The 22754-nt window shown below is 37.9% G+C and carries 22 protein-coding genes; 9 read left to right on the plus strand and 13 right to left on the minus strand.

Translation table 11 applies throughout. The features are described 5' to 3' along the window. Nucleotides 1-43: 43 nt before the first annotated feature. The gene (gene ssb1 / locus QSH13_RS16325; protein WP_109398347.1) at nucleotides 44-568 is read right to left on the minus strand and encodes a single-stranded DNA-binding protein SSB1; all 525 of its coding nucleotides are present in this window, start codon (nucleotides 566-568) and stop codon (nucleotides 44-46) included. Between the two features lie 252 nt (nucleotides 569-820). On the opposite strand from ssb1, the gene uvrA reads away from it, so the two are divergent. The 3 genes from uvrA (at nucleotide 821) to QSH13_RS16340 (ending at nucleotide 7067) form a co-directional block, all read left to right on the plus strand. Further along, nucleotides 821-3655 carry an excinuclease ABC subunit UvrA gene (gene uvrA / locus QSH13_RS16330; protein ID WP_109398346.1) on the plus strand — a complete coding sequence of 945 codons (2835 nt, stop codon included), beginning with the start codon at nucleotides 821-823 and terminating at the stop codon, nucleotides 3653-3655. A 666-nt stretch (nucleotides 3656-4321) separates the two neighbouring features. After that, complete coding sequence (locus QSH13_RS16335) at nucleotides 4322-5653, plus strand: SLC5/6 family protein (protein WP_006536365.1); 1332 nt, start codon at nucleotides 4322-4324, stop codon at nucleotides 5651-5653. Nucleotides 5654-5717: 64 nt separating this feature from the next. Next, nucleotides 5718-7067 carry an L-cysteine desulfidase family protein gene (locus tag QSH13_RS16340; RefSeq protein ID WP_109398345.1) on the plus strand — a complete coding sequence of 450 codons (1350 nt, stop codon included), beginning with the start codon at nucleotides 5718-5720 and terminating at the stop codon, nucleotides 7065-7067. A 103-nt stretch (nucleotides 7068-7170) separates the two neighbouring features. Here the strand turns inward: QSH13_RS16340 and QSH13_RS16345 are convergent, their stop codons facing one another. Genes QSH13_RS16345 through dnaB form a run of 3 tightly spaced genes read right to left on the minus strand, consistent with a single transcriptional unit; the run spans nucleotide 7171 to nucleotide 10962 of the window. Further along, nucleotides 7171-8367 carry an amino acid aminotransferase gene (locus QSH13_RS16345; protein ID WP_286039371.1) on the minus strand — a complete coding sequence of 399 codons (1197 nt, stop codon included), beginning with the start codon at nucleotides 8365-8367 and terminating at the stop codon, nucleotides 7171-7173. 53 nt (nucleotides 8368-8420) lie between these two features. Next, nucleotides 8421-9512 carry an alanine racemase gene (alr, locus tag QSH13_RS16350; RefSeq protein WP_109407057.1) on the minus strand — a complete coding sequence of 364 codons (1092 nt, stop codon included), beginning with the start codon at nucleotides 9510-9512 and terminating at the stop codon, nucleotides 8421-8423. A 40-nt stretch (nucleotides 9513-9552) separates the two neighbouring features. Next, nucleotides 9553-10962: a replicative DNA helicase gene (gene dnaB / locus QSH13_RS16355; RefSeq protein ID WP_023583065.1), complete on the minus strand. Its 1410-nt coding sequence runs from the start codon at nucleotides 10960-10962 to the stop codon at nucleotides 9553-9555. 155 nt (nucleotides 10963-11117) lie between these two features. Between dnaB and QSH13_RS16360 the strand changes: the two genes are divergently transcribed. Both QSH13_RS16360 and QSH13_RS16365 read left to right on the plus strand, forming a co-directional pair. Next, nucleotides 11118-12101: a quinone oxidoreductase gene (locus tag QSH13_RS16360; protein ID WP_109398342.1), complete on the plus strand. Its 984-nt coding sequence runs from the start codon at nucleotides 11118-11120 to the stop codon at nucleotides 12099-12101. A gap of 191 nt (nucleotides 12102-12292) precedes the next feature. Next, nucleotides 12293-12607 (plus strand): hypothetical protein, encoded by a 315-nt coding sequence (locus tag QSH13_RS16365; protein WP_228407347.1) that lies wholly within the window; start codon nucleotides 12293-12295, stop codon nucleotides 12605-12607. Between the two features lie 42 nt (nucleotides 12608-12649). Here the strand turns inward: QSH13_RS16365 and dusA are convergent, their stop codons facing one another. Beyond that, a complete protein-coding gene (dusA, locus tag QSH13_RS16370; protein WP_286039370.1) occupies nucleotides 12650-13684 on the minus strand; it encodes a tRNA dihydrouridine(20/20a) synthase DusA in 1035 nt (344 codons plus the stop codon). 97 nt (nucleotides 13685-13781) lie between these two features. Between dusA and QSH13_RS16375 the strand changes: the two genes are divergently transcribed. After that, complete coding sequence (locus tag QSH13_RS16375; RefSeq protein WP_196738790.1) at nucleotides 13782-14864, plus strand: tyrosine-type recombinase/integrase; 1083 nt, start codon at nucleotides 13782-13784, stop codon at nucleotides 14862-14864. A 53-nt stretch (nucleotides 14865-14917) separates the two neighbouring features. Beyond that, nucleotides 14918-15202, plus strand: coding sequence for a DinI-like family protein (locus QSH13_RS16380; RefSeq protein ID WP_196738789.1), 285 nt, complete (start codon nucleotides 14918-14920; stop codon nucleotides 15200-15202). Nucleotides 15203-15298: 96 nt separating this feature from the next. Here QSH13_RS16380 and QSH13_RS16385 read toward each other — a convergent pair whose 3' ends face one another. From QSH13_RS16385 to QSH13_RS16420, 8 genes are all read right to left on the minus strand, one after another. Then, nucleotides 15299-16411 (minus strand): DUF3800 domain-containing protein, encoded by a 1113-nt coding sequence (locus tag QSH13_RS16385; RefSeq protein WP_196738788.1) that lies wholly within the window; start codon nucleotides 16409-16411, stop codon nucleotides 15299-15301. Nucleotides 16412-16495: 84 nt separating this feature from the next. Then, complete coding sequence (locus QSH13_RS16390) at nucleotides 16496-16696, minus strand: hypothetical protein (protein WP_196738787.1); 201 nt, start codon at nucleotides 16694-16696, stop codon at nucleotides 16496-16498. A 675-nt stretch (nucleotides 16697-17371) separates the two neighbouring features. Then, nucleotides 17372-17617: a pyocin activator PrtN family protein gene (locus QSH13_RS16395; protein WP_135017183.1), complete on the minus strand. Its 246-nt coding sequence runs from the start codon at nucleotides 17615-17617 to the stop codon at nucleotides 17372-17374. Nucleotides 17618-17900: 283 nt separating this feature from the next. After that, nucleotides 17901-18404 (minus strand): single-stranded DNA-binding protein, encoded by a 504-nt coding sequence (gene ssb, locus QSH13_RS16400; protein WP_196738786.1) that lies wholly within the window; start codon nucleotides 18402-18404, stop codon nucleotides 17901-17903. Between the two features lies 1 nt (nucleotide 18405). Further along, entirely contained in the window at nucleotides 18406-18930 is a 525-nt protein-coding gene (locus tag QSH13_RS16405) for an HD family hydrolase (protein ID WP_196738785.1), read from the minus strand. A gap of 56 nt (nucleotides 18931-18986) precedes the next feature. Further along, nucleotides 18987-19814, minus strand: a complete 828-nt coding sequence (locus QSH13_RS16410) for a YfdQ family protein (RefSeq protein ID WP_196738784.1) — start codon at nucleotides 19812-19814, stop codon at nucleotides 18987-18989. Nucleotides 19815-19879: 65 nt separating this feature from the next. Continuing rightward, the gene (locus QSH13_RS16415) at nucleotides 19880-20254 is read right to left on the minus strand and encodes a YfdP family phage-associated protein (protein WP_099075721.1); all 375 of its coding nucleotides are present in this window, start codon (nucleotides 20252-20254) and stop codon (nucleotides 19880-19882) included. 868 nt (nucleotides 20255-21122) lie between these two features. Then, nucleotides 21123-21806 carry an XRE family transcriptional regulator gene (locus QSH13_RS16420; protein ID WP_135017330.1) on the minus strand — a complete coding sequence of 228 codons (684 nt, stop codon included), beginning with the start codon at nucleotides 21804-21806 and terminating at the stop codon, nucleotides 21123-21125. A 124-nt stretch (nucleotides 21807-21930) separates the two neighbouring features. Here QSH13_RS16420 and QSH13_RS16425 point away from each other — a divergent pair, with 124 nt between their 5' ends. Both QSH13_RS16425 and QSH13_RS16430 read left to right on the plus strand, forming a co-directional pair. Beyond that, nucleotides 21931-22194: a transcriptional regulator gene (locus tag QSH13_RS16425; protein ID WP_196738783.1), complete on the plus strand. Its 264-nt coding sequence runs from the start codon at nucleotides 21931-21933 to the stop codon at nucleotides 22192-22194. Between the two features lie 51 nt (nucleotides 22195-22245). Then, a complete protein-coding gene (locus tag QSH13_RS16430; RefSeq protein ID WP_196738782.1) occupies nucleotides 22246-22704 on the plus strand; it encodes a YmfL family putative regulatory protein in 459 nt (152 codons plus the stop codon). Nucleotides 22705-22754 lie beyond the last annotated feature (50 nt).

The following is a 22754-nucleotide window of genomic DNA, read 5'->3' on the forward strand; positions in this document are numbered from 1 at the left end:
GGTTTTTAGATGGTTTTAGATAATTTATTCTGAGATGAGAGGATCAGAACGGGATATCGTCATCAAAATCCATTGGTGGTTCATTACTTGGTGCTGGAGCTGCTGCTGGTTGTTGTGGGCGAGATTGCGCACCACCACTAAATTGTTGAGATGCTTGTGGTTGTTGTGGTTGACCCCAACCGCCTTGGCCACCTTGAGATGGTGCGTTATCTTGACCTCCACGGCCACCTAACATCTGCATTGTGCCACCGATGTTAACAACAACTTCAGTGCTATATCTGTCTTGGCCGCTTTGATCTTGCCATTTACGTGTTTGTAATTGGCCTTCGATATACACTTGTGAACCTTTACGCAGATATTCGCCTGCAATTTCCGCTAATTTGCCGAAAATTACCACACGGTGCCACTCGGTTTTTTCTTTCATTTCACCGGTTTGTTTATCGCGCCAGCTTTCTGATGTTGCCAGTGTTAGGTTGGCAACTGCACCGCCACTTGGCATATAACGGATTTCTGGATCCTGCCCTAAATTACCGATAAGAATAACTTTGTTTACGCCTCTGCTCGCCATGTGAGGTACTCCTGCGAAAGTAAATTTTTTGAAATCATAAGCGAATAAGTTTATCACGTACGCTAAAATTTGAATATGACGAGTAATGAATTTCTCATTTGTGAACATTGTCGACATTTTTTTGTCTCAAAATGACAGAGTTACACTAGCATTCAATTTCACTATATATACTGTATATCCATTCAGTTAACTTTGTGTCATAATTATCCGATTCTTTCTTTTTCGGCGACTCTCTCAATCCGGGATATATTCATGGATAAAATCGAAGTACGGGGCGCTCGCACCCATAATCTAAAAAATATCAATTTGATCATTCCTCGCGATAAACTCATTGTTATTACGGGGCTTTCTGGTTCAGGTAAATCTTCTTTAGCCTTTGATACGCTTTATGCGGAAGGGCAACGACGTTATGTCGAGTCGCTTTCTGCCTACGCTCGTCAGTTTCTTTCATTGATGGAAAAACCTGATGTTGATCATATTGAAGGTTTATCTCCCGCTATTTCGATTGAGCAGAAATCTACGTCGCACAACCCACGTTCGACAGTGGGAACGATTACAGAAATTCACGATTACCTACGTCTTTTATTTGCACGTGTTGGTGAGCCTCGTTGTCCTGATCACGACATTCCATTAGCCGCTCAAACAGTGAGCCAAATGGTTGATAATGTACTTGAGCAGCCAGAGGGTAAGCGTTTAATGCTGTTAGCACCTGTGGTTAAAGAGCGTAAAGGCGAGCATATTAAGTTACTCAATAATCTTGCCGCTCAAGGTTATATTCGTGCCCGTATTGATGGCGAAGTGTGTGATCTTTCTGATCCACCAACATTAGAATTACAGAAAAAACACACCATTGAAGTGGTTATTGACCGCTTTAAGGTTCGTGACGATCTGGCTCAACGTTTAGCAGAATCTTTTGAAACCGCATTAGAGCTTTCTGGTGGTACTGCCGTTATCTCTGATATGGATGATAACAATGCCGATGATATTGTTTTCTCTGCGAACTTTGCTTGTCCTGTTTGTGGTTACAGCATGAGTGAGCTAGAACCACGTTTATTCTCTTTTAATAATCCTGCGGGTGCTTGTCCAACTTGTGATGGTTTAGGTGTTCAGCAATTTTTTGATCCTGAATTAGTGATCCAAAATAGAGAAATCTCTCTTGCTGGTGGCGCAATTAAAGGATGGGATCGTCGTAACTTCTACTATTTCCAAATGCTTCGCTCATTGGGTGAACACTATCATTTTGATGTTGAAGCGCCATTTGATTCGTTACCAGATAATATTCAAAAAGTCATTTTAACGGGTTCAGGCAAAGAGAATATTGAATTTAAATACACAAACGATCGTGGTGATGTTGTTGTTCGTCATCATCCTTTTGAAGGTGTATTAAATAATATGGAACGCCGTTACCGCGAGACAGAATCTAGTGCGGTACGTGAAGAGCTTTCTAAATATATTAGTAATCGCCCTTGTGCTTCTTGTGGTGGTACACGTTTACGCCGAGAAGCGCGCCATGTGTATGTTGAGAATACAACATTACCTGAAATAGCCGATTACAGTATTGGTCATGCAATGATCTTTTTCCAAAATCTAAAATTGAGTGGTCAGCGAGCGAAGATTGCAGAAAAAGTCTTAAAAGAGATCAGTGACCGATTAAAATTCTTAGTCAATGTGGGATTAAATTACCTCACACTATCTCGTTCTGCAGAAACTTTATCAGGTGGTGAAGCTCAACGTATTCGCTTGGCGAGTCAGATTGGTGCGGGATTAGTTGGCGTGATGTATGTATTGGATGAACCTTCGATAGGGTTACATCAACGAGATAACGATCGTTTGCTGGAAACGCTGATCCACTTACGCAATTTGGGTAACACTGTGATCGTCGTAGAGCATGACGAAGATGCCATCCGAGCCGCTGATCATATCATTGATATTGGTCCTGGTGCGGGTGTTCATGGCGGTGAAATTGTCGCCCAAGGGACGCTTGAAGATATTATTAATAACCCGAATTCATTAACGGGGAAATTCTTAAGTGGTGAACGTCGCATCGCAATTCCAGAACAACGAGTGCCTGTTGATCGCGAAAAAATGCTGACCATTCTTGGCGCAAAAGGTAATAACCTAAAAAATGTAAATCTAAAATTACCCGTAGGTTTATTTACCTGTATTACAGGTGTTTCAGGATCAGGTAAATCAACGCTGATCAACGATACGTTATTCCCTATCGCACAACGCCAATTAAATGGGGCGACAAATAGTGTACCTGCACCTTATTTAGATGTTGAAGGGCTAGAATATTTCGATAAAGTGATTGATATTAACCAAAGCCCAATTGGTCGTACTCCTCGTTCAAACCCCGCAACTTATACCGGTGTCTTTACACCTATTCGTGAGTTATTTGCGGGTGTACCTGAGTCTCGTACTCGTGGTTATACACCGGGTCGGTTCAGTTTCAACGTAAAAGGTGGGCGTTGTGAAGCTTGCCAAGGTGATGGTGTTTTAAAAGTTGAAATGCATTTCTTGCCTGATGTGTATGTACCTTGTGATCAATGTAAAGGCCAGCGTTATAATCGTGAAACTCTTGAAGTTAAATACAAAGGAAAAAATATTCACGAAGCGTTAGATATGACCATTGAAGAGGCGAGAGAGTTCTTTGATGCGGTGCCTGCATTAGCTCGTAAGCTACAAACATTGATTGATGTTGGTCTTTCTTATATTCGCTTGGGACAATCAGCAACGACGTTATCGGGCGGTGAAGCGCAACGGGTTAAGTTAGCAAAAGAGTTGTCAAAACGTGGTACGGGACAGACTCTCTATATTCTCGATGAGCCTACAACTGGGCTTCACTTTGCTGATATTGAGCTGTTACTTGACGTGCTTCATCAGTTACGCGACCAAGGTAATACTATTGTTGTGATTGAGCACAATCTTGATGTGATCAAAACAGCAGACTGGATAGTGGATCTTGGCCCTGAAGGCGGAAGCGGTGGTGGTCAAATTTTAGTGTCAGGCACACCAGAGCAAGTTGCAGAGTTTGAAGGCTCTCATACTGCAAGATTCTTAAAACCAATCTTAGAGCGTGGCTATTAACATCGCGCTACTTATTCTCTTATGATCTAAGCGCTACAGACAATAAACACTTTACTGTTTGTAGCGCGCTTTCTTCAAGAAAAGTAAATCCATGGAATATGATAGAATTTAATTCTATCGAAAAAAGTATTCTCTTTTGGTTATACACTTCCTTATCTATTTTTATCTTATTAATCGGCTATTTTTATAAAAAGCGGATTAAATGGTTAATTATGCTGTTTTGTAACAGTATTTTAACCAAATACGAGATAACAAAGTTAAATAGAAAGGATTATCATAGTATATCGTGATGGACTGCACAGTTTATTTGGTGATTTGTTTCAATTGTTATACTTGACTATTATTGTATAACAATAGATGTTTTACATTATTAATCAATAGGTTATTTGTTTTTAAAGGTTAGGATAAAGGGAGGGGTATTATTTACTGTGCTCTTTGAACAGATAATCCTACTTTTCTCCTTACGATAGAATTTTTTTCCAAATCATTTCAGGCTATCACGATTTATAACAACTTTTTTCTCCGCAATATTTCCTATCATTTACCCATAATAAATAATACCTGCAAAGAGTAAGGTTATTTTGACATCGCAATGTTAGATAGACTTTTTTACCCCCAAAATTCGTTTTGCTATTAACAATTACAATATAAAAAGTGAGTACTAATATGGAAACGGCTTCCTCAAAAACAGAGACAACAAGCTATCCCGCAACTAGTGCTGGCGCGCGTCGCGCAGGTATGACTGAACAAGAATGGCGTGCAGCTATTAAATTCGACGGCAATGATGTGGGCTGGGTTATCATGAGTATCGGTATGGCGATCGGTGCAGGTATTGTGTTTTTACCTGTACAGGTAGGCCTGATGGGATTATGGGTTTTTCTACTATCCTCACTGATTGGTTATCCTGCTATGTACCTTTTCCAACGTCTATTTATTAATACGTTGGCGGAATCTCCAGAGTGTAAAGACTATCCAAGTGTTATCACTGGTTATCTTGGTAAAAACTGGGGGATTTTATTAGGGGCACTTTACTTTGTTATGTTAGTCATTTGGATGTTTGTTTACTCAACAGCAATCACCAATGACAGTGCTTCTTATTTACAAACATTTGGTGTGACTGAAAGTTTACTGTCAGAAAACCCATTTTATGGTTTGATCCTGATTTGTGCTTTAGTCGCTATCTCTTCTCGTGGTGAGCAATTACTGTTTAAATTATCAAGCTTTATGGTGCTAACTAAACTGCTTGTTGTTGCAGCGTTAGGGCTCTCCATGATTGGTATGTGGCATCTTTATAACGTAGGAGCATTACCACCTGCTGGACGTTTAATCAAAGAAGCAATCATTACATTACCTTTTACACTGACTTCAATTCTGTTTATCCAAACATTGAGTCCAATGGTTATCTCTTACCGTGGTCGTAATAAAAACCGTGAAGTTGCTCGTCACAAAGCGTTGCGTGCAATGAATATCGCGTTTGGTGTGTTGTTCTGTACTGTTTTCTTCTATGCAATCTCATTCACATTAGCAATGGGCCATGATGAAGCAGTTAAAGCGTATGAACAAAATATCTCTGCTCTGGCGATTGCTGCGAAATTCTTCCCTGGTGGTTGGGTTACAGTAGTAAGTGTTATGCTGAATATCTTCGCTGTAATGACTGCATTCTTTGGTGTCTACTTAGGTTTCCGTGAGGCGACACAAGGGATCGTCATGAACATTCTGCAACGTTATATCCCATTAGAGAAAATCAACCAAAAATGGGTACAAAACGGCATCATGATTTTCGCTGTGCTACTGGCATGGGGGGCAATCATCCTTAATGCACCGGTACTGAGCTTCACTTCAATTTGTAGCCCAATCTTCGGTATGGTGGGTTGTCTTATCCCTGCATACTTAGTGTACAAAGTACCTATGTTACACAAATACAAAGGTGCGTCACTCTATCTGATTATCTTTACCGGGTTACTGCTCGTTATCTCTCCGTTCTTGGCATTCTCATAGTCGCCAACTTCGGTTCTAGTTAGGAGTTGTTTTTAAAAACTAAATTAATCCAAGGTGTTAGGTTATGAGCCAGAACAAAAATTCTCATTTATGGTCACAGTTTGTTCGTCAGTTACGTGAAGGTGTTAAGCCTGCAGTCGGTTGTACTGAGCCAATTTCATTAGCATTGGCAGCAGCGAAAGCAACGGCGCTTTTAGGAGAGCCAGTTATTCGTATCGAAGCTTGGGTTTCGCCAAACTTGATGAAAAACGGAATGGGCGTAACAGTGCCGGGAACGGGAATGGCTGGGCTACCTATTGCGGCAGCATTAGGTGCGACAGGTGGAGATCCTGATGCTGGATTGGAGGTCTTGTTAAAAGCATCCACTGATGCGGTTGCTGAAGCTAAAACACTGGTTGCTCAAGGTAAAGTCACCGTTGGTGTAAAAGCACCTTGTGAAGATGTTCTTTACTCTGAAGCGAAAGTGTATAGCCAATCTGGTTATGCCATCGTCAGTATTGCAAGAGAGCATACACACGTTGTTCGTTGTGAATGTAATGGTAATGTTGTTTTTGAAGAAGACAAATCAGCGCTTACCAATAATTGTGCATGTACTGATGAAAAGCCTTTTACTGATGTTTGTGCTGAAGATATCTATAACTTCGCACTTAATGTGCCAGTGAGTGAAATTGAGTTTATGCTTAATGCTGCTCGTTTAAATGGTGCTTTATCAGAAGAGGGGCTACAAAACACCTATGGATTAGCCATTGGTCGTACCTTAATTCTGCAGCAAGAGAAAGGTTTATTAGGTAAAGACTTACTTAATGAAATCATGATCAGGGCATCAGCAGCATCTGATGCTCGTATGGGAGGAGCGGTATTACCTGCAATGAGTAATTCAGGTTCTGGTAATCAGGGTATTGCCGCAACATTGCCCGTAATGGTTGTTGCTGAATTTATTAAAGCAGATGATGAAACTTTACTACGTGCATTAGTTTTATCTCATTTAATGGCAATTTATGTTCATAGTCATTTTCCACCACTTTCCGCCCTTTGTGCTGCAACAACCGCTTCAATGGGAGCAGCCGCAGGAATGGCATGGTTGCTCACAAAAGATTTCACCACTGTCAGTATGTCTATCAACAGTATGATTGGTGATATCAGTGGCATTATCTGTGATGGTGCATCGAATAGCTGTGCAATGAAAGTATCCAGTAGTGCAGCAAGTGCTTATAAAGCAGTATTGATGGCGATGCAAAATCAAAGTGTTGCGGGTACTGATGGTATTGTCAGCGACAATGTTGATAGCTCAATAGCGAATCTCTGTGCATTAGCGAGTCGTGCAATGCAACATACAGATATTCAAATCATTGAGATAATGGAAGAAAAAGCGCGCCGTAATGCTGGGGAAAAGAAGCAAGCTGTCAATATATAAAAGGCAAAAGCTTAAAATGACAGTGATGTTGTGATGGAGTAAAAGAAATACCTGTCTATGAAAATAGGCAGGTATTTTTTATCATGAAATGACGTTGATTGGCTTAAATACTCACAGCCGCAAAGGCTTGAGCAATACGCTGAACATTACCTGTGTTAACACCAGCCATACATACACGACCAGTACCGACAAGATAAATACCAAATTCGTCACGTAATCTATCAACTTGTGCTTGTGTAAAGCCGGTATAGCTGAACATACCGCGTTGAGTTAATAGATGATCAAAATTCTTTTCAGGTAGTGCAACTTTTAAAGCTTTGACTAACGTAACACGCATCTCTTTAATGCGATCACGCATATGTGCAACTTCTTTTTGCCATTGTGCAGTCAAAACCTGGTCTGATAGCACTTTATTGACAATTTGTGCACCATAGTTTGCTGGGCTTGAATAGATACGACGTACAGCTGCTTTTAACTGACCTAATACATGTTCACATTCAGTGGCATTATTACAAACAATCGATAAGCCGCCAGCACGTTCACCGTAGATCCCAAATATTTTTGAAAAAGAGTTACTGATAAGTATTGGCAGTCCTGCTTTTGCCATAGTACGAATCGCGTAAGCATCTTCATCTAAATTTTCAGCAAAGCCTTGATAAGCAATATCTAAGAATGGAATTGCTTGACGAGCTTTTAATACTTCAGTGACTTGATCCCATTGATCTTTAGTCAGATCAGAGCCTGTCGGATTGTGGCAACATGGATGCATCAATACAATGCTTTTTTCAGGTAGCTTTTTAAAGCAATCTAATAGGGCTTCAAATTTTACGCCTTTGGTTTCAGGATCAAAGTAAGGGTAGTTATTCACCTTGAAACCCGAGCCTGCAAAAATAGAAGCATGATTATCCCAAGTTGGATCACTTATCCACACTTCTGATCCTGGGAAATAGCGATGCAGAAAATCAGCGCCCACTTTTAATGCACCTGATCCACCTAATGTTTGGATTGTAGCAATTTTCTTTTCTGCAATTAGAGGATTATCTGCACCGAAAAGGAGCTTTTGAACTTCACTGCGATAAGGGGCTAGCCCTTCCATTGGAAGGTAAAGTGTTGCGGTAGGTGTCATGGCATTGAGTTGCTGACGTGCGACAGAAACAGTCCCTAAAATAGGGGTCTTGCCTTCTTCGTCATAATAAAGACCGATGCTTAAATTAATTTTATCCTGACGCGGGTCTTTGTTATAAACATCCATCAATGAGAGAATCGGATCTCCCGGAAACGCTTCAACCTGTTGAAACACGGCTTCTTCTCCAATCACTTTTAGTGTGTCATAGGGATACAATATCGTGTGTATTATTGTTCGTCTAGGTATTCCATGATGACGCGCGAGGTTAATTTCGTAATCAATTCATAGGCGCTAATACCACTATATTTGGCAATTTCTTCTACGGGCAACACATCTCCCCATAAAATAGCCTCATCACCGACACAATCAATCAGTTCAGTCCCTAAATCGACGCTGATCATATCCATTGAAACTCGGCCAACAATAGGCACTTTTCGACCATTGATCCACACAGGTGTACCTGAAGGTGCGCTACGAGGATAACCATCACCATAACCAATAGCGATCACACCAAGATAAGTGTCTTTTTCACTTACCCATGTGCCACCATAACCAACAGGTTCACCCGCTTTATGTTTACGAACGGCAATCAGGCTTGTCTTTAGCGTCATTGCAGGAATTAAGCCAAAGTCTTTACCCGTTCTTTCATCACCAGTAGGGGAGATACCATAAGTAATAATGCCGGGGCGAACCCATTGATAATGAACTTGGGGCCAAAATAAAATACCAGCAGAAGCTGCGATAGACTTATCACCGGCTTTATCTTGAATAAAATCTTGAAATAGTGAGATTTGTTTTTGTGTCGCTTCAGGTGCATCTGGCTCATCCGCACGACTAAAATGGCTTACAATATTGATAGGTTGTTGTACATTTTTGCAGGCGGAAAGTCGTAAATAGAAGGCTTGCGCATCTTCAGGTCTTACCCCTAAACGATGCATTCCCGTATCAATTTTCATCCATACTTTGACAGGTTCATCTAAGTCGGCTTGTTCTAATGCTTCTAATTGTTCTTGGCTATGAACAACAGTTTCAATGTGGTTGACGACCAAAATAGGTAGGTCGATGACATCAAAAAAGCCTTCTAACAGAAGAATGGGTTTTACAATACCTCCACTGCGTAAGGTTAATGCTTCACCAATACGCGCAACACCAAAACAATCGGCATTATCCATTAAGGTATATGCTGTTTCTAATAACCCATGACCATAAGCGTTTGCTTTCACGACAGCTATCAGGTGGCTATGTGGGGCATAGTCTCTCACATGCTGAAAATTGTGACGCAGAGCGCGGCGATCTATCACTGCGGTTGCCGCTTTCATATTATTCCAATACTTCCTTTAATTAAGTCAAAGTGAGTGATTATTCATCGTCGTAAGCAGGGCCAGCGTAATTATCAAAGCGTGACCATTGACCGTTAAAGGTAAGCCTTACTGTACCAATTGGGCCATTACGTTGTTTACCGATGATGATTTCTGCAACCCCTTTTAAATCACTACTTTCGTGGTAAACCTCGTCACGATAAATAAACATGATAAGGTCAGCATCTTGCTCAATAGAGCCTGATTCACGTAAGTCGGAGTTAACCGGGCGTTTATCAGCACGTTGTTCCAAACTACGGTTTAACTGTGATAGAGCAACCACAGGAACTTGTAATTCTTTAGCTAATGCTTTTAAAGAACGGGAAATTTCAGCAATTTCTAGTGTTCTATTTTCAGATAATGAAGGTACTCTCATTAGCTGTAAGTAGTCAATCATGATAAGACTTAAACCGCCATGTTCACGATAAATTCGACGAGCACGAGAGCGTACTTCTGTTGGTGTTAAACCTGATGAATCATCGATATACATATTGCGTTTTTCAAGCAAAATACCCATGGTGCTCGAAATACGAGCCCAATCTTCATCATCAAGCTGACCAGTACGAATTCTTGTTTGATCGACACGAGATAATGATGCCAACATACGCATCATGATTTGGTTGCCAGGCATCTCTAAGCTAAAGATAAGTACGGGTTTTTCTTCTGTCATTGCCGCATTTTCACATAAGTTCATGGCAAATGTGGTTTTACCCATAGAAGGACGCGCAGCGACAATAATTAAATCTGATTTTTGTAATCCAGCCGTTTTTTTATCAAGATCTTGATAACCACTTGAAACGCCTGTTACACCATCATGAGGCTTTTGATAGAGCTGTTCTATTTTTTCAACAGTCTCTTCTAAAATGGCATCTATTGCTTTAGGACCTTCGTCTTTGTTGGCTCTTGTCTCAGCAATTTGGAACACTCTTGATTCAGCAAAGTCGAGTAGATCTTCACTGGTGCGCCCTTGAGGATCAAAACCTGCATCTGCAATTTCGTTGGCGACTTTTATCATATCGCGAACAACAGCACGTTCTCTGACGATATCTGCATAAGCGTTGATATTCGCTGCACTTGGCGTATTTTTTGAAAGTTCAGCTAAGTAAGCAAAACCACCTACACTGTCTAGTTCTGCATTTTGCTCTAATGCTTCTGATAGCGTAATAAGATCGATAGGTTTGCCTAATTCCAACAAACGTTGCATTTGTGAGAAAATAGTACGATGAGGTCGGCTATAAAAGTCTTCTGCGGTGACGCGCTCCGAAACATTATCCCAACGTTCATTATCTATCATCAGACCGCCTAACACGGACTGCTCTGCTTCCAGCGAATGGGGAGGTAGCTTTAATCCCTCCATTTGTCGGTCTTTAATATCAGACATCAGCTTGTCAGTGGTCTTGTTTCTGGCCATAAATCCTGCATAAAATCGAAAAAGTCTCAGTCAGCATATTAGTATACGCTAACCCAATTATCTGTGCCTTGTAGAAATAGCTATCCTTTGTCATTATCTCTAAAGGTCTTTTTGCGCTCGCTTATTTAACCTCTTATCCTACAAAGGAGATAGTAATGGCTCAACGTATTCAATTTGCAACTCATGGTGATGCAGATGTCCTTGAGTTAGCAACATTTGCACCTGCACCTCTTGGCGATCATGAAGTTCAAGTTGCCAATAAGGCAATTGGTATTAACTATATTGATACTTATGTACGTAGCGGATTATATCCTGTAAGCCAATTCCCAAGTGGATTAGGCACTGAAGCAGCAGGCATTATTATCAGAACTGGCGCTAAAGTGACATCACTAAAGGAAGGGGACAGAGTTGTGTATGCGCAATCTCCGCTAGGAGCTTATAGCGATACGCATAATGTACCAGAAAATAAAGTGGCTCGTCTGCCTGATAATATCTCTTTTGAACAAGCCGCCGCCTCTTTTTTAAAAGGATTAACGGTTTATTATCTTTTCTATGAAACCTATAAATTACAAGCGGGTGAAACCTTCTTATTTCACGCTGCTGCTGGTGGCGTTGGTTTAATTGCAAGCCAGTGGGCAAAAGCCATTGGAGCAAAAATGATTGGTACAGCAGGTAGTGATGAAAAAGTTGCTAAAGCAAAGGCCGCTGGCGCATGGGAGGTGATTAATTACCAGACAGAGTCGATTGTGGAACGTGTTTTGGCGCTAACTAATAACCAAAAAGTGCCTGTTGTTTTCGACTCTGTTGGTAAATCAACTTGGTTAGATTCGTTAGATTGCTTGCAACGCCGTGGCTTAATGGTGAGTTTTGGTAATGCATCAGGTGCTGTAACTGGTGTTGATTTAGGTATTCTCAATAAAAAAGGTTCTCTATATGTGACGCGCCCATCTATTTCGGGTTATATCACAACGCGTGAAGAGCTAGATGCTGCAAGTGAAGCGTTATTTGCGTTAATTGGTAGCGGTAAAATTAATGTAAGTGTGCCTGATAATCAGAAATTTGCTTTAGCTGATGCGAAAGATGCACATCGTTATCTTGAAAGTAGACAATCTCAAGGATCAAGCTTACTTATTCCTTAATTATTATTTTTAAAGACTAAAACCTATTTAAAATAAATTAAATAGGTTTTGAGTATTTATTATTAATAAATATAAATCATTTCCAGTTTGATTATCAAAAAAAAACCTTATTTTTATTTTATATTTATTTTTAACGCTATCTCTTTTAATTTATGTTTTCGTGATTTTTATTAATGGAATATGGAGCATTTATGCAAAAGGATGAATTAAAGGATTTTATTGATTTTATTTATGAAGATAATAAAGTCAGTAATGTTGAGTTACAGTTTATTCGTGATGTGGCTGATGAAAAGATAGATGCATTATTTAAACGCTTTGGTGAAAATAATAATTTATCAGCATTCCAAAAATCGATGGATGTATCAGTTCAATTAATGCAAAATGCCTTTTTTGATATTAAAAAGAAAGAAAGCTCAGAAGAGGGTAAGAGTGAAGTAAAAGAAGCTTTTGAATTTCAAATTGCTTATTTAATTGCAAATTATAATCGCTTCTTCTCATTACTTTAATAAGAATAAACCAGCCATTAGATGGCTGGTTTTATTATTTAATTATTTTTCAGTCACAAATTTAAGGGCATTTTCTAATACAGCTAAATCAGCACCTTGCTTATGAGCATTTTCACTTAAATGGCGACGCCATTGTCTAGCGCCCGGAATACCTTGGAATATTCCCAACATATGACGTGTAACATGACCTAAATAAGTACCTTGTGAGAGTTCTTTTTCAATATAAGGATACATTGCTCTTACCGCAGCGACTGCATCAACAATAGGCAATTGATTATCAAAAAGTTCATGATCAACATGCGCTAAAATTGACGGGTTTTGATAGGCCTCACGACCAACCATAACACCATCCATATATTTTAAATGTTCCTTAGCTTCTTCTAGTGACTTAATACCACCATTAATCGCCATTGTGAGATGCGAGAAATCACGCTTTAATTGATAAACACGGGGATAATCTAAAGGTGGAACTTCACGGTTCTCTTTTGGACTTAAACCTGATAACCATGCTTTACGTGCATGAATAATAAAAGTATCGCAATTATTATCGCGACTAACCGTATCAATAAAATCACATAAAAATTCGTAGCTATCTTGGTCATCGATCCCAATGCGCGTTTTTACTGTAACAGGGATATCAACCACATCACGCATAGCTTTCACACAATCTGCGACGAGTTGCGCATCTCCCATTAAACAAGCACCAAAGCGCCCATTTTGTACGCGATCTGAAGGGCAACCTACATTTAAATTAATTTCATCATAACCACGCTCTTGTGCCAATTTTGCACATTGCGCTAAAGCTTGAGGATCACTTCCGCCTAATTGCAAAGAGACTGGGTGTTCTTCATCACTGTATTTTAGATAGTCGCCTTTACCATGAATAATGGCACCAGTTGTCACCATCTCAGTATAAAGCAACGTATTTTTACTTAATTGACGAAAGAAATAACGACAATGACGATCAGTCCAATCGAGCATCGGCGCAACAGAAAATCTATTAAGTGGGTAATTGCCTTGAATGCCCTGTGTTTGCTTGTTTTTTAATGTTTTATCGGTTGGTGTATTTTCGTGCATTATAACCTATTTTAGTGTATTTTTTCTTTATCAGGACACCAGTGAGGACACCAAATTTTGGTGTCCTCACTGAGAGTGAAAGAGGATTTATATAGAGATGGCTTACTATACCATATCAAAACGTGATAGAGCAGACGGTACTGCACGATACAGATGCTCTGTTTCTGTGAAAGCTGGTGGAAAGCGAATTTATAACGAAAGCAGAACATTCACAAAGCAGGCGCATGCTAAGACATGGGGAACTAAACGCGTTTTAGAACTAGAGCAAAACGGCATACCAGATCCAACTGATGCAACAAAAATAACAGTCAGAGATTTACTGTTTAAATATTTAAATGATCCAAATCTTGGTGGAAAAGCGGGAAGGACAAAACGGTATGTTTTAGAAATGCTATTTGATTCTGATTTGTCTAAATATGGGTTAACAGAACTGACCGTTTCACATATTGTTGATCACTGCAGGCATAGACATGCGTCAGGTGCATCACCTTCGACAATTAATCATGACATTAGTTATTTAACCTCAGTATTAAAAACAGCGAAACCTATTTACGGTATAGAGTATACATCTAATCCTGCATATGAAGCTCGTCCATTACTCATTCAAATGGGATTGATCGGTAAATCGCAACGGCGTAGTCGTAGACCTCAAAAAGGAGAATTAAAACAACTAAGAGAAGCGCTTAAAAAACGAAGCAAACACAGAGAGTGCATTATCCCTTATGTTGATATTTTAGATTTTTCTATTCTTAGTTGCATGCGAATTGGTGAAGTGTGCAAAATTCTATGGGCAGACGTTGATGAGAAAAACAGATCAGTAATTGTTAGAGATAGAAAAGATCCGCGTAAAAAATCAGGCAACCATATGTCAGTACCTTTACTTGGTGATGCATGGACAATATTGAATAAACAACCAAAAACAAGCGATAGAATTTTTCCTTATAACCCTAAATCAGTTACTGCAGGTTTTCAGCGTACTAGAAATGCGTTAGGGATTGAAGATCTTAGATACCATGATTTAAGGAGAGAGGGGGCTAGTCGTTTGTTTGAAGCGGGTTTTACTATTGAAGAAGTGGCTCAAGTAACAGGGCATAGATCCTTAAATGTTTTGTGGCAAGTTTATACAGAGTTATACCCTAAATCATTACATGACAAGTTCAATAAATTGAATAAAAGTTGATTTTTTTATCATCAAAATTATACTGTATGGATAAACAGTATAGTGAGGTGTTTATGATCCATATAAAGTTAATTTTTGATCAATCAATGAAAAAAAATACTCATCCTGACATGTTTGATGCGCTTAAAAGAGAGGTGAAAAGGAAACTTGCTTCTTTTTATCCTGAGCTAGAGATTAGCACGTTATGGGGATCGCAAACTAAATTAATTGTTGATGGACTAAAGGCAAACGAAAAGAAAGATAAAATAACTGATGCTTTAGAAGAAATATGGAGTGATATGAGTTGGATGCCAGAAGTAGAGCAATTTAATGTTGATGAGTTTGAATTCTTAGATTAATAATTTGTATTAGCTCAGATTTGACCTGACACAGCTATGGCACAGACCAAAATCTAATCTGATAGGCAGGTCTGTGCCAAAAGTAGACTTTAATTCTTACAGTTTTACACCATGTAAAAACCAGTTATTTCTTCGTTGCTCTCCCTCGCTGCAAACTACATTAAAAAATCCTCTGCTAATATCATCAGAAGCATCAATAATGTGTTTTAACGCAGAAAGCGTCTTAACTTGCTTGCTAGTTAAGCCTGCCTTATCAAGCACTAATTGCTCATCATTTACATCTTTTAAGTAAGAAAAATACTTACCCAAAAAGCCTGCGATAACATCAGATAGTTGGATAGCCTCTGAGTTGTGGGATTTAACGAATTCATGATTCTGTATTGGCATGCCATTTTCAGTTAACGGGAATTTTTTAACTTCATCCTGAATACTTTTTTCTTCATCAAATATGTGAATGGAATTTTTAAATAGATACAAGTTCCTTAAATAAAACACCATAAAGCTATCGATCAGTTCTCGACCATGAAATCCCGATATGAACGGTAGATCTTCGATTTTCTGAGATTCTTTAACCAAATTTTCGAGTGCACTCGCTCGATAATCCGAAAGCATACAACTGTGCATGCATGTAAAATCGATAAGCCATTGGCAAAACTCATGAGCTTTTTCTTCTGGAATATCTGGGTAGTTAAATTCATATAGAGCATTCAAGAAAACATCAGAATTGCTATTGGCAAGCTCATAAAAATCGCTCTTAAGTGACATGTGATTCATGATATAAAAAGGATGATGTAACTCGCCAATAATAGAGTCAATAATGTCAATAACAGACCAATATGTGATATTAAGATTAAAATAATGGATATAGAATTTATTTTCGATAAGCCAGTTTAGAATAATTAAAAGCTTATCAGATTTAAGCATATCCAAAAAATTACCCTTAGCAATATGCTTGAGTTTTAGCTCATGGGTGTTTTTTTGAAGATTAAGCATTTGAAATAGAGTTGAATAATCACTGTCAGTACTTAACCCTTTGTGTAGTATTCCCGCAAGGACGAAATTATCCGCCTTGTTAACATTAAATCTAGAATCTTTTAAATATAGCCTTCGGATATTATTTGTTTCATCATAATACAGCGTATAGACTTCATCAGTATTTTGAAGACCATTATGCTGAATGAGAGTCTCTCTAAGCTCATTGACATCCATTTTATTCTCCTTATGCAATTCTAAAAAGAAGGTCAATTTTAGGATGCATCATATAAATAACTAATTTTTAGAGTCAGTTCTGACTCATTTATTGAGCATTCTAAAACCTTCTGTAGAAAATATAAATAGGACTTCTTTATTTAATTCGGTGTTTATTTCCGGTATTATTTTTTTAAGTGACTTTCCCTCCATCATTTTTTTATAAAGCGTCTCATTTATTTGTATTGCATATTTTACTAAAAGATTTTCAGTTGCACCAATAACACCGAAAAAAATACTTGCCATCAGACGCAGTTGCTTTTATAGCATTTATGCCTTTGCAAGTGCTCATATTCAACAATAAGGTATTATTACTAAGAGCATTCACTTTTTCAAAATGCTCTGTAAGTGCTTTCCATGCCACAATTTCACTTCCAACTTTAATTCCATATTCACATCCATGCTCAACGAATTGCAAAAAGTATTTCGTCCCTTCTTTTGCCCAGCCCCGCATTGAATTTTAAAAGAAAATATTAATTCTTCTTTATTATTTGGGAAAGCGGTTGCAATAGGTAGTGACTCATTATCGAGTATCTATTTTAATTTGTCCGTTATTTTATATTTGTCTCTATCAGCGCCAGGTAAGAGATCTATAATAAAAACAATATGATAGCCAGCATTTAATTCTGGGGGGAACGTACTGATATTTATTTTCTGACATACCACACACCTGTAATTATTTATTTTGACTAATTGAAATTTAACCAGCTACTCCAGTAATTCATATATTTTCACCCATTTTAAACAAAATCAACACATGATCATGAGATCACCATCAGTTCTTCGCTGTGAGTTCAATCGGTGGATGCAACACACTGGTTAAATCGTTCTGCTGGTGAAAAACGTCAAGTCTGGGCTAATACAAATAATTGATAACAAGCTGGTTATATTTTATTTCCAGCTTGTTTAATATTCATAATATTATTGAAGTAAATCTAATTCTTTTTTAGCCGTTTCTCTTTTTTTATCTATCCATTCGGCTAAATCTACTATATGAACTAAACGACCAGATTTCTGATTTTCTCTATATGTTGGAAAAGGCAACTCTCCTAAATTTGCTTTTTTATCTGCATAATTTGGTGAAATATTAAGGAATTTTTCTGCAATAACAGATAGAGGAATTTGAGATGTTTCATATTCAGCCATTAATAAAAATACAGTATTCATATTTTCTCTCCACACTGTCCGTACACAGTTTTAAATATACTTGTTAATTACTTATTGACTTTATTGATAGGCTTATTATTTTTCTGAAATATAGTTTACTCATTGAAATGATTATTTAAAATTTACTTCCATGAAATAGAGTTATGAAATGATGTTCACATTTATCGCAAGTGTTTCCATAATAAAACAACTCTTCATCGTTTAGTTTTTTATTGCAATGGATGCATTTATTTTTCATTCTCTACATTCTTTATTATCAGAAATAATTCCAAGCTTTTTCATATCATCCACCTATTACATTAATTAAATAGCGAGGATACATAAGCCCAATCGGAGCAAATGGAATGTCATCATCAAAATCCATTGGTGGCTGACTACTTTGTGCTTGAGGTTGAGCTGGTGGTTGGTTTTGTTGTGCTGGTTGTGTTCCTGCTGATTTACTAGCACCACCCAGCATTTGCATTGTGCCTCCAACCTTTACAACAATTTCTGTTGTATAACGTTTAACGCCGTTATCATCCCATTCTCGGGTTTGTAATTGTCCCTCGATATAAACTTGTGAGCCTTTACACAAATAGCCACTGGCGATATCTGCGAGCTTTCCAAACAAAACAACACGATGCCATTCTGTCTTTTCACGGTTTTCACCCGTTTGTTTATCACGCCATTTTTCACTTGTGGACACAGCTAAGTTAGCAACAGCACCACCAGAGGGAAGATAGCGAATTTCAGGATCTCGCCCTAAATTGCCAATAATGATTACTTTATTTACTGATCCGTTAGCCATTTTATATTCCTTTATAAAGCTCGTTAAAACGACGCAAAAACTGAGCTTTTGCTTGTGGTGGGGTTAATGGATTAACAACAAAATCACTTGCTGGAATACCTTCAAGCATTAACCAATTACTACCAACGTCAATTTCTAAATCACGTTTTTCAGTTGCTAGCATCATTAGATCAGCAAAATGAACAGAGTCAGATATAGTTGATGGCAATCCAAACTTTTTTCGGATCATCTTTTCTACACGTAACTCAATTAACCTATATTCAGGCAATAGTTTTTTAAGTGGGGATGGTAGATCTTTGATATAAGCTTCACTAGCGTCATGAAGTAAGGCTTCTAAAGCATATTCAGGAGCAACTAAATAGCTGACATATACCGAGTGTTGAGCAACAGAATAGAAATTATCAATCTGCCCATTAAAGCGACATTCATTAGCAAGGCCACTGGCAATATCTTGAATATCTATATCTTCGATCCGTACATCGAGATAATAGAAATGTTTATTTGTTGCAGTTGCAATATAAGACATTATTCTCTCCACACAATTTACAAATGCCACTAAATTAGTGGCATTTGGGCGATTAATTAGGCTGAAAATTTACCAATGAATGTTTCGATTTTGCTTTCATCGAATTCATTGCAAAGCAAATCTCGAAACTCTTGAGCGATTTGTTCTTCAAGTTTTTCAAGTTGAATGATTCGAAGGACTAAAACGGGAATATCATCACCAGTGAGTACGCTATAACGTAATTTAATGCTACGTTCTTTTAATTCGTCATAAGGAGTACAAGTAAACTGGAATGTGGCAGGCATAATGTCTTTGCTTTTTGCTTCAACATTTTCTAACACTGAGCGCTTAGCACTAAAATCAGCATCTTCATGTTCAGCAGAGCGTGTTGATTCAATCGTAATACGACGAACAGCAGAAATAGCTTGTTTGATATCTAAAACATTACCGTCAGCATCAAATGCCATTAAATAATCGTGCCAATCTTCTAACCACTCGGCTAATTGTTTTTGACGATATTTAACACCATCCATTTTTAATAATGCTGTGAATGGGGCGGTTTGTTTTAATTTCACAATAGCAGTGTTATCAGCATGACCTGCTTTACCTATTGTGCCGAGATTAAAAATAGTTTCTGCTCTCATTTCATCGGCATCAATAAAGCAACTAACACCTTCTTCTATCGCATTCTTGATTGAGTATTTAACAAAGTCGCTGATACTGGTTGTTTTCATTTCCCCGCGAAAACGGAAACGACATTCTTGTAAATTTTCTAAACTACTTACTTTAAAGTCATTCGGAAGCACAATCGCTGGGCATAATGACTTCTCTATTGCATTGAGACTTAATGAAGCCACTGTCATATCTTGAATTTGCGAAATAGCATTACTGTCTAATTGAGACATGAGTAAACTCCTACTTATTTAAAAGTATTAAATTAAATGGACAGGTTTAATTAAAAATAAGAAAACTAATTAATGGCTTTTAATTTACCTTCGGGTTGACCTTGTAAAGAAAATAATTGACCTTGATCTTCTTGCATAATGGTCAACTTGCCACCTTTACCCACGTACATAGGTGTTTTGGTGGTATCTTCCTCAGTCCGTTTTCCTCTAGGTGTTGGTGCAGAGAATTTAAGCTTATGAGTTATTTCAACTCGTTTTTCTTCCATTGAATTACTAATGCGAGCAAAATCTAATTCAATAGTGACTTTGCCTTTTCCACCATTATTTAAAACGCCTAAAGCCACATCATTTAAAACAGCAGAGACTTTATTTTCAAAAACGCCAGCATCTAATTCAGAAAGAAAGTCAGGGACATTTGTCTTACGATCTTCTTGGCTCATTTCTATAACCTCATGTTATCTCTTCACACAATAAGAAAGGGCACTAGCGAGTTGATACAACCCGGATAAGACATTTCACAAGCAATACCAGTACCCTTATTTATTGTTAGATTTGATAAAAATGGCTGACTGAGCAGAACATTATCACCACACCCCCGTTAATGGTTAAAGACTCAGCCAGCCATTGTTTCTTTTCACACGTTCTCTTCACACATAAAATCATTTTTTTGTATCTGAATAGCACTTTTATTTGTGTACTCAGCTATTTCAGCATTAACGCATTCTAATTGAGTTACCAGCACATCACGCCTCACATACAATTCAGATAAGTGGTCAAAAGACTGTAATTTTTCTCTCATCCATTTAACTGCATCAGTACTGGTTATTCGTTAAATTATCTGGGTGTAAGATTGTGGGGCAGTTGTCATAATGTTTTCTCTAAGTTGTAATTAATACTTTATTTAAAACACCTTTTAGTTGTTATATTAGTTGTTGAAATAAAAAAGTCAACAACTTTATGTTGTTTTTGTGTATTGGAAGTAAAAAAGATGGCATGGTTAATGAGCACTAGAGTAGTTTCTATATATTGAATTTTGGTTAGTTTTTGGCTGAGGGGATTCTAGACGTTATATCAGTAGGCTATTGTTTAACTGGTAGAAATTTTAATTTGTAGGGATGTGAGTCAATATAGTTGGAACATTAAAAATATAGGAATTTTGTTGTCGATGGCATATTCATCTTTTGCTATTGGCTCTTAAGCTTAGAGTTTTTTCAGTCTACGCTAATAGATGATAGAGAAGGCTTTCATTGAGGTTAGTAAGTGAAAGCCTAATGTAAAACAATTACAGAAAAGTTGTTAATAATGTCGTTACCAACTTCTCGATGACCAGAAAACTCTGCCAATAATATGTACCCGAGCAGCCATCTCATTTTTATTAAGTCGCTCATCAGGGTATTCATCTTTATTAAAACTTTTAATAATTATCCCACCATCTGATTGATAAACAAGTATTTTTACCCTTAGTAAAACTCCGTCACGTATAGCATAAAGATCACCATCTCGTATATCTCGTTTACTGGTATCTATGGCAACTAAATCACCACTATTTAATACAGGGTACAGGCTATTCCCAATAATTTTTACTATTCGGGCATTTCTTGCATTAACATTATATCTTCTCAATTCATCTCTGCGGAATGGGTATGTGTATTCTTCTTGTTCTATTAATTCTGCATTTGCTCCACAGCCTGCGGATAATTCTATATCTAATACAGGTATGCCAATAAAATCATCTTGGTGCTGTTCTATTTCTTCCCACTCTTTGACATTAAAATCTGTCTTTGCACCATTTTCATCAGGAGCACCAAATTGTAACCAATGAGCCGAGACTCCTACTGCATGTGCGATATCTTCAACTTTGCGGGGAAACAGTGTTTGTCCTGATTCAATTTTTTGAATCGATTGCTGACTAACTCCCACCTTATCTGCTAATTCGGCTTGGCTTAAACCAGCCTTTACTCTAGCAGAGAGTAACCTTTCTGCGATTGACATAACAACCTCCATTTGTTTGGAAATACATTTTACAACTTTAAGTGTTTAATTATCCAACACCTTTATGTTGTTAATCTGGTTGTTATATATTAATATTAAGTTGTATTGACAACTTGGGGGTGTTATGAGTAAAACAACCAACATTGATTGTGTTATTGGTTTAAAAAAAGCAATTGATAAGTCAGGAGGGCAAACTCGCTTAGCTAAGTTAATAACTGATGTTTCAGGTAAAACGGTAAAACAACAGCAAATATGGAATTGGTTAAATAGAAACAAACGTATTCCTTCAGACAAAGTTTTGTTAGTTGAACTCGTAACAGGCATACCGAGAAATAAATTGCGTCCTGATCTGTATCCAACTGAAGCCAATTCTCTACCAAAACAATAACAAAACCATTCAAACGATTTAACTACAAGAAATTATCAATAAGGGTAGGAAATGAGTAACCAATCAATAAAACAGGTAGTGAAAGAAATGTGTGAGGCGACGGCTGGTGGACGTGAGGCTATGGCTGGAGCGCTTGGCCTGTCATTAACATCATTTAATAACAAGCTTTATGAGAAAAACGGTTGTCGTTCGTTTGATTTAAACGAGTTATTAGCGATGCAAGATATTTCTAAGACCGTTTTATTTGCTGAATTTATTGCTCGTGAATCAAATCGCTTGTTGGTGGATAGAGTCAGCCCTGCTGAATTAGACACAACAGAGTTATTCACATTACGCAACAACATTGACGAAATGCAGGGGAGATTAGCGTTATTGATGAAAGATAGCTTGGCTGATGGCGTTATTGATAACGAAGAAGAACAGAAAATAAAAATGATGTTGGATGGATTAATTTCGCAGATCCGCACATTTATGAATGCGTTTGTTTCGTTACATCAAAAGAGAAATTAAAGATGGTTATATTCAGAAAGGGTGAAGCCAAAGGTGTACGGCCTCTGGCT

This window comes from Proteus faecis (assembly GCF_030286765.1).
GTDB classification, from domain to species: domain Bacteria; phylum Pseudomonadota; class Gammaproteobacteria; order Enterobacterales; family Enterobacteriaceae; genus Proteus; species Proteus faecis.

What these genes read in the sequence shown, in the direction of transcription:
- ssb1 (WP_109398347.1), bottom strand. Translation starts at nt 568, where the DNA reads ATGGCGAGCAGAGGCGTAAACAAAGTTATTCTTATCGGTAATTTAGGG.
- uvrA (WP_109398346.1), top strand. Translation starts at nt 821, where the DNA reads ATGGATAAAATCGAAGTACGGGGCGCTCGCACCCATAATCTAAAAAAT.
- QSH13_RS16335 (WP_006536365.1), top strand. Translation starts at nt 4,322, where the DNA reads ATGGAAACGGCTTCCTCAAAAACAGAGACAACAAGCTATCCCGCAACT.
- QSH13_RS16340 (WP_109398345.1), top strand. Translation starts at nt 5,718, where the DNA reads ATGAGCCAGAACAAAAATTCTCATTTATGGTCACAGTTTGTTCGTCAG.
- alr (WP_109407057.1), bottom strand. Translation starts at nt 9,512, where the DNA reads ATGAAAGCGGCAACCGCAGTGATAGATCGCCGCGCTCTGCGTCACAAT.
- dnaB (WP_023583065.1), bottom strand. Translation starts at nt 10,962, where the DNA reads ATGGCCAGAAACAAGACCACTGACAAGCTGATGTCTGATATTAAAGAC.
- QSH13_RS16360 (WP_109398342.1), top strand. Translation starts at nt 11,118, where the DNA reads ATGGCTCAACGTATTCAATTTGCAACTCATGGTGATGCAGATGTCCTT.
- QSH13_RS16365 (WP_228407347.1), top strand. Translation starts at nt 12,293, where the DNA reads ATGCAAAAGGATGAATTAAAGGATTTTATTGATTTTATTTATGAAGAT.
- dusA (WP_286039370.1), bottom strand. Translation starts at nt 13,684, where the DNA reads ATGCACGAAAATACACCAACCGATAAAACATTAAAAAACAAGCAAACA.
- QSH13_RS16375 (WP_196738790.1), top strand. Translation starts at nt 13,782, where the DNA reads ATGGCTTACTATACCATATCAAAACGTGATAGAGCAGACGGTACTGCA.
- QSH13_RS16380 (WP_196738789.1), top strand. Translation starts at nt 14,918, where the DNA reads ATGATCCATATAAAGTTAATTTTTGATCAATCAATGAAAAAAAATACT.
- QSH13_RS16385 (WP_196738788.1), bottom strand. Translation starts at nt 16,411, where the DNA reads ATGGATGTCAATGAGCTTAGAGAGACTCTCATTCAGCATAATGGTCTT.
- QSH13_RS16390 (WP_196738787.1), bottom strand. Translation starts at nt 16,696, where the DNA reads ATGGCAAGTATTTTTTTCGGTGTTATTGGTGCAACTGAAAATCTTTTA.
- QSH13_RS16395 (WP_135017183.1), bottom strand. Translation starts at nt 17,617, where the DNA reads ATGAATACTGTATTTTTATTAATGGCTGAATATGAAACATCTCAAATT.
- ssb (WP_196738786.1), bottom strand. Translation starts at nt 18,404, where the DNA reads ATGGCTAACGGATCAGTAAATAAAGTAATCATTATTGGCAATTTAGGG.
- QSH13_RS16405 (WP_196738785.1), bottom strand. Translation starts at nt 18,930, where the DNA reads ATGTCTTATATTGCAACTGCAACAAATAAACATTTCTATTATCTCGAT.
- QSH13_RS16410 (WP_196738784.1), bottom strand. Translation starts at nt 19,814, where the DNA reads ATGTCTCAATTAGACAGTAATGCTATTTCGCAAATTCAAGATATGACA.
- QSH13_RS16415 (WP_099075721.1), bottom strand. Translation starts at nt 20,254, where the DNA reads ATGAGCCAAGAAGATCGTAAGACAAATGTCCCTGACTTTCTTTCTGAA.
- QSH13_RS16420 (WP_135017330.1), bottom strand. Translation starts at nt 21,806, where the DNA reads ATGTCAATCGCAGAAAGGTTACTCTCTGCTAGAGTAAAGGCTGGTTTA.
- QSH13_RS16425 (WP_196738783.1), top strand. Translation starts at nt 21,931, where the DNA reads ATGAGTAAAACAACCAACATTGATTGTGTTATTGGTTTAAAAAAAGCA.
- QSH13_RS16430 (WP_196738782.1), top strand. Translation starts at nt 22,246, where the DNA reads ATGAGTAACCAATCAATAAAACAGGTAGTGAAAGAAATGTGTGAGGCG.